This window comes from Aporhodopirellula sallentina SM41 (assembly GCF_000346505.1).
GTDB classification, from domain to species: Bacteria; Planctomycetota; Planctomycetia; order Pirellulales; family Pirellulaceae; genus Rhodopirellula; species Rhodopirellula sallentina.
On record NZ_ANOH01000053.1, the window covers coordinates 1 to 7,255 of the forward strand.

Here is a 7,255-nt window from a genome sequence, read left to right on the forward strand (position 1 = left end):
TGAGCCGAAGTGCGTGAGCACTCGGGTTTTAGGGCTGGTTGGGTTCGCAGGCTCTTTCAATGCTTCCACCCGAGGCCTTACGGCCATTCGGCTCACTTACGCGGCGCGTTCTACTTCATCACCTGAGAACGCTGTTCTTCGGTCAATCCGGTGTCGTTGGTGGATTGAATCCAGTCGTCGAGCAATTCGCGAAGTTCGACTAAGGTTTCCCGGTGGTCCGGCGAAGCGGCGAGATTGTTGAGTTCGTGTGGGTCGGCTTTGATGTCATAAAGTTCTTCGGTCGGTTTGCGAGACTTCAAAATCAGTTGTTGGGCCTCGGTCAGTTTTCCCTCTGCACCCAACTGTTCGATCACGCTTAGCATCGGACGGTGCTCACGCACGTAGTCGCACTCGTGGTACCCTATTTCCGGTTTGTAATTTCGGATGTATTTGAACCGCGGTGTTCGCACACATCGGATATGATCCATCACCTCATCAATCAAATCGCGTGCCGCAAAGACATGGCTGCGCCCTTTGAGGTCGGCGGTCCATAGCGTTTTGCCATCGAAGTATTCTGGCAATTCAATACCGGCTAGGTCGAGAACCGTTGCGGAAATATCCAACGTGCTGACCAGACCATCAAAGGTCTCACCGGGGGCCGCAGGCGTTTGGCTGTTTTGACGTGGATCGCGAATGATGAGCGGGACGAGCAAACCGGGGTCGTAGCACCAACATTTTCCTCGCAAGTGACAGCGGCCGTTGTCGCCCATGAAGATCACAATCGTGTTGTCCTCGAGCCCTTCTTCGCGTAGTCGGTCGAGAATTTGACCGAGCTGCAGGTCGTTGCGTTCAATCGAATCCAGGTACTGGGCCCAGTCTTTCCGGCATTCCGGGTGGTCAGGGAAATAGGGCGGCAGTTCGACCGCGTCGGGATCGACCGGGTGTTTCGACAGAGAGCGAATCTTTTCCCAGACGCCCTCGGGTTGGCGGTGAGAGTGATACAGCGTGATCTGTGCGAAGAACGGCTGTCCCTTTTCTCGTTTGCTCCAATCGTTCCCGTCGAACAAATTCGGGGCGGGGAACATCACATCGGTCTTGCCCGAATACCCACACGCCAGTGCCGTGTAGTAACCCGCGTCGCGCAGCAGGTGCGTGATCGGCCGAATACCGTCGGGCAAACGGTCGACCTTCATGCGTTGATTTTGAGTTCCCGTGCGGGTTTGGTAGACGCCGGTGATCATCGCGTTTCGAGACGGCGTGCATGACGGAGCTGTGCAAAACGCGTTGGTGAAACGCACACCTTCCGCGGCGAGTCGATCCGCGTTGGGAGTTTGCACCGCGGGATGCCCGTAGCACGACAACTCCGTACTGATGTCCTCGGCCATGATCCATATGATGTTGGGACGCTGATCGGCCGACACGCTCGACGTCAGGCTTTGAATGGCTTTGATGCGTTCGGCACCGAGGGCATTCCGCTCGCTCCAAAAACTGTAGGAATCATGGTTGTCCCAGCCGTGCCAGTGGTAGGTTTCGGTGACGTGTTGGCCACGAGCGATCGCCTTGGCGATCGCATCTTCGACGCCCGCCAACGCGGCGATGTCTTTGTCAGGCTGGCCCTCGGGGCGTCGACTTCGCCGGCGCATTTGTCGTCGAGGATCGAAACTGGATAGATCGGCACCGAATTCGGTGATCACGACTTCGTTATCGATACCCTCAAAAGCGTCCAGGATCAATTTCGAATAATTCTCTGCGGTCCGTTGCCCGTCAGGCAACCAGTTCGGATAGAAGTGATAAGCGACGGCGCCGTCCCACCCTGCATCGACGACCGAGCGGATGTCTTCGGCATAGCCGATTCCGTCAATGATGCAGCGGTCTATCGGGATGCCGGCGTTTTGAATCACCGAGCGCATCGTCGCGACGTACGTTTCCACCGAATCGTATCCGAACGGCTCATTGAAGATTTCGAACCGCAGTCCATCACGATCTTTGAATCGCTGATAAAGGTTTTTCCAGGCCTTTGTTAGTTGATCGACATCGTTGGTGCGGCCATCGCCGTGGTCTACCTCGCCCGCTTCGTTGGTGTCCCACATGCAGACAATGCCACGGTTGCCAAGGCTGTCGGTCAGCGCCGCCAACCGATCCAGTGCAGCAGAGTCGAAGCAGGTTTCGACGTTGATGGGGTAACGGAACCGAGTGAAGTGAGACCCACGGACCCGCTCGATCTCCTGTTCCGAGTAGTGATAGCCGAAGACGCCCGGCAGAAAGGCGCCCTGGTTCGATGTGCCACGTTTGGGGGCCAAGTTCAGTCCGGCCGCGGAGCAAACTCCGGTGAAGTGGATGGCGGCAAAACCGATGATGCAAAACCGCAGGAGCGAAAGGGTTGGGTTCATGATGTCGAATTCTCAGGATGACAATTGGGAGGTTGGGCGAACGGTTCGGTGCCGTTGGATGTGGTGGAATTGGGTGGCACCGTGCTTCTCCGAACTCCGCGGAGTCCGGCGACGCCAATTATGGCTCCTACCAGAACCAAGGGCCGATCAATTCAGCGACGACACGGTTGCCGGCTTTGTTGGGATGATTGGGTTGAGAGAGGTAGTCGTCAATGTTCTCGCCGCCTTCAACTAGTTTTCGAAATGCCGCGTAGGAGTCGATCAGTGGAAGGTCGTATTCCCGGGCGAGTTTTCGAACTTGCTCCGCATGTCGGGCAAGGATCGTGGTTTCATCGAGGATGTTCTCGTGCGAATCCGGAGTCGGCGTCAGCAAAACGACGGGAACGCCCGCGGCTTGGCACTTTTCGATCATCGATCGCCACGCGGCCTCCGTCTTCTTCAGCCCCACGGCGCGGTCGTTCAAACTGTAGTCAATGAAAACCACGTCGGGGCGCAATGACAACACGTCGGGCTCAAATCTTGCGTTGCCGCGAACAGCGTTCTCGCCGCCGATTGCGGTGATCGCGAGATCGATCGTCGCGTAATTGTAGGTTTCGCAAAGTTTGCGATGGAACTGCATCGGGTACGAGTCGTACCGCGAAACTTCCCCGGCGCGGCCGTAACCGGCGGGCACCGAATGCCCGTGAAAGACGAATCGAATCAAACGATTCTTCGGCCAATGGATTTGCATTTCCTTTTTGAGTGAAGCAAACGGATCGCTCGGCTGGGTTTCTTCGTCCGCGTCTTGATTGAAGCTCGGGATCAAACCCAATTCGTCGACGCCGACGGTGCCGTCTGCAAACACAGGAGCGAGTTCTGCGATGGCACTGTTTTGAGCTTGGCTCACTTCCGAGATTGCCTCAAAACGGATCGACTGGATCGGTTTCGTTTCGTCAAAGCGAATCTTCGCCGGAGGTTGTTTGCCTTCGATCACGTTGGACCATTGTTTGCCGTCTTCGCTGACCGAAACTCGGTAGCCGTCAATCTTGCCACGCGTGCTATCTTGGCGAGCGACATAGTTCATTCCCGTGACGGACATCGGTTGCGTAAAGTCGAACACGATCGAGTAGGGATATTTGTTTTTGACGCTTCTCCAATCGGTATGCCAAATGGTTTTTGAGTCGTTGTCGGACAGGTTGCTCAGAGGGAAGTCTGGATGGCTCGTGCCATTCTCCAGGCGAACCCGATAAGGTCGCGATTGGAACAATTTGGCGATCTGCACCGGTGTCATTTCCGAACGTGGAGCAAACCGGTCGCTCTGCAGATATCCGAGGATCGACCGTTTGAGTTGAGTGGCCGCGATTCGATTTTGTGGGTCCGTTTCTAGATCGAGCGTGCACACCATCAGCGAACCTTCGCCGACCCGCGTTTCCCACAGGATGGCAGGCAGGCTGTTGCGATTGTATTTGTCGATGAACTGCATGATCGGTTGGAAATCCGGTCCGAGTTCGTCGGCGTTGACCGACGTCGAAGTCGCCAACAATTCCCACCACTGCCAATCGGTATGGGATGCCGTCGGAAACTGATCGAATACCGGATGGTCGTCGGCAATCACTGTTCCGAGCGAACCGGGTTGATTGGGAAAGTGCAGCGGGCTCCAAAAGACCGGGATGAACCGACCGTCGAGCGGTTCGCGGATCTCTTCGCGGTCGGGCAGGAAGAGAACCTTCCTGCCATCCGCGAGTGCGTCAAACAAACGTTTGCCGTATTGGCGAATCACCACAACTTCGCTGGCGGAGACAGCGTTGCCGTCGGGATAGACCCAGAAATTCCAGTCGTTGAGATAGGCCTGAGACGCCGCGTTGTTTGTGCCGGTGTGATCGGGACGCACACGAACGGCGAGATGCAGTTCGGACGGTTCGGACACCGAGGCGAGCTCGAATTCGACGTTGCCGACTTGATTTCCGTTGCCCAGCGGGATGTTGACGTTTTCGATCGAGCCTTTGGCTAGCGTTTGCCCCGACGTGTTACGGATGATCCAGTCAACCGTTGCGTTGGCTAGCGGTTCTTCGCCAAAGTTGGCGACTTCGATCGTCGCAGAAAAACGTTCCTGTCCCCGCCAAACGCGTTTCGGCATTCGTGTCAGCGGCACGATGGGCGAGCAGAAACGTCGAAATTCGGCCGGAGCCAAAAGTCCCTTGGAATCCCAGAACGCATCGAGCAATCCAACCGTCGCGGTGCTTTGACCAGGGAAATCATGCAGGTCGAGAAGTTGGATGCCTGACAGACCTTCGGTTCGCAACGCACGCTCGATGTCTTCCTTGTAGAGAATCGCGGCGAGTTTGCCAGAACCTTTCGTGTATTTTGGTGCATCGTCGAGATGACCTTTTTTCGTCAGGTCCGCCCGGATCGCTTCAAAGTTGAGTGCTCTGAGATTGCCATCGTATTTCGGTAGCTCATCCAGGTTTGGGTAGACGTTGTACTGGCCGACTTCGTGAGTGATCAGCGGAATATCGAGACATTCGAGGCCGGGGGCGTAGTCGCTGTCGGTGGTCGGTTTGGTTTGGTTGAGGAACCCCTGGCCGCGAACCCAGCCGGTCTTCGTTTTCTGAGAGATGAAGAAGTCGTCTTCGGGACCGGGCAGGGCGCCACGTTTGGAGAACGAGTAGGATGTGCTCGTGTAAAGCAAGTGCGGCGCGATCGATCGCAGATGACCAATCATTTTGTCGAGGTGTTCGTAGTCGCCGGTTAGTTCGTTGCCGAGACTGAAGAAAACAAACGAAGGGTGATGAGCGTACTCACGAAGGATCCGTTCGCCTTCGGTGAGCAGGTACTGGTCGGTCTCAGGGAGTTGCCCCATCTTGAACGTCCAGTTCGGCAGTTCGACTTGGAGATAGATCCCATGTCGGTCGGCTGATGCGAAGGCGGCTTCGGGAGGACACCACGAATGGAACCGCAGATGGTTCAAACCATACTGTTTGAGCGTGCTGAATACCTTGTCCCAACCGTACGTTGTTGACTCACCGGTCTGCATCGGCGGGTAACCGGTTTTCGGAAAGATGCAGCACTCCAGTGTGCCACGCATGAACGCGGGGGTATCGTTGACGATTAACCGCCGGCCGTCGGTTCGGATCGATCGAAAGCCCGTTGTGATGGTCGATCGTTTGACGGAATCGGTTCGTGGATTGCGAAGGGTAGCGGTGATGCGATAGAGGTTCGGCGCGAACTCGGACCATTGCCGCAGACGATCCTTGGGCAGACCAACGGTGACATCACCGGGTTTCGTAACGTTCGTTGACCAAGCGAGCTTCTCTTGTTGCTCGCCGGACAACAGTTCCGCGGTAACCTCGAGTCGTCCAGGTTGCGAGACAGCGACTCGCAAAGGATTGGTCTTGATCGCAACCGAGGCTTCATCCTCGCGGCTCAGTTCGATCTTTCCGATAACGCCATTCCAAATCGTTTGCGTTTCGTTCGTATAGGCGTGCCCGATCTCGCCAATGTTGACTTGAGATCGGTTGTCGACGCGAACCACGATGGCGTTTTTCCCCGGGCGGAGGTACTCACCAACCGAATAGCGATGCGGCGTCGAAAGGGAATTGCGTTCGCCCACGCGTTTCCCATTGATCCAAACGGTCGACTCCCAAAGCACGCGTTCGAGAAGCAGCACGGTACCCGGTCCCGACCAGGTTTGGTCCAGCGTGATCTCGCGAGAGTACCAGGCCGGGCCGACGTATTGAGTGTGAGGGTGAAGGTGATGGAAGACCTCTTTGGTGAGTTCCGGTTTCAGGTCGAGCGGTGTGCCGATGCGAGCATCCGTCAACGAGCCCGGCAGTTGGATCAGTTCTCCGCCGGTCTGGTCAAACCATTTCTGCTGGACACCCACGTCATCGGGATCGATACGAACGGTCCAAGTTCCTGACAGGTCGATTGCGAGCGCCGTTTGGGAGCAAAGGCTCGTCGAAAGAAATGCGAGAGCGATGGCAATAATGCGAGGAAAATTCATGGCAGCAATACTTCGTTGGCAAATGCGTTCGTTAAAGAGCAGGCTGGTTTTCGGCTTCATACGTTCAATCGATTGTGGTTCGATTCAGTGCGGAAGGATGAGTCAACCGTTCGAGGCAACGCGTTAACTCGATTTGGTGAGTTCTCGTTCGATTTCTTCGAGTGATTTGTTCTTGGTCTCGGGAACGCGGGCGTAAAGAACCAGGAATCCAATCAGGCAGATGACCCCGTAGAGCCAGAACGTTCCGGACGCGCCCAGGGCGACGTTGATCGGTTTGAAGGTCACGGTTAGAACGAAGCAGGCGATCCAAAGTGCCGAGACGCACAGGCTCATCGCGGTTCCGCGAACGCGGTTTGGGAAAATCTCCGACAGCAGCACCCAAGTGATCGGCGCGAGCGTCATGGCGTAGCAGGCGATCGCGGTCAAAACGACCGCCAGCACGATGATCCCTTTGAGTTCAAAGTAGTAACATGATCCCAAGATCGCGTAGGTCACCATCAACCCGCCCGAACCGAGCAACATCAGCGGACGGCGTCCCCATCGGTCGACCGTGTTGATGGCGACCAACGTGAATACCAAGTTAACGATGCCGGTGATAACAATGTTCAGCATCATCCCGCTAACGTCGTAGCCTGCGGCTTCGAAGATCTCTTGGGCATAATTGAAAATGACATTGATGCCGCACCATTGTTGGAACATCGCGATGAAGATGCCGAGGCCGATGATCTTCATTAGCCGCGGTTCAAACAGGTCACGGATGCTGTGGCTGGAGGTTTCTTCGGCGAAGCTTTCGTTGATCGATGCGATTTGTTCGTTCGCGTATTCCTCGCCGCCGATCTTGCGAAGAATCTTCTCGGCTTGTTCTTTGCGGTCCGTTTTGCAGCAGCCATCGCGGTGACTCGGG

General features: G+C 56.0%; 3 protein-coding genes. All 3 read right to left on the minus strand.

Annotation, left to right across the window (positions count from 1 at the left end; all coding sequences use genetic code 11):
* Positions 1–110 precede the first annotated feature (110 nt).
* Complete coding sequence (locus RSSM_RS31430; RefSeq protein WP_008674280.1) at positions 111–2,369, minus strand: sulfatase-like hydrolase/transferase; 2,259 nt, start codon at positions 2,367–2,369, stop codon at positions 111–113.
* Positions 2,370–2,496: 127 nt separating this feature from the next.
* Positions 2,497–6,351 (minus strand): GDSL-type esterase/lipase family protein, encoded by a 3,855-nt coding sequence (locus RSSM_RS02895; RefSeq protein ID WP_236620898.1) that lies wholly within the window; start codon positions 6,349–6,351, stop codon positions 2,497–2,499.
* 123 nt (positions 6,352–6,474) lie between these two features.
* A partial coding sequence (locus tag RSSM_RS02900) for an MFS transporter (protein ID WP_236620899.1) occupies positions 6,475–7,255 on the minus strand: 781 nt, incomplete at its 5' end.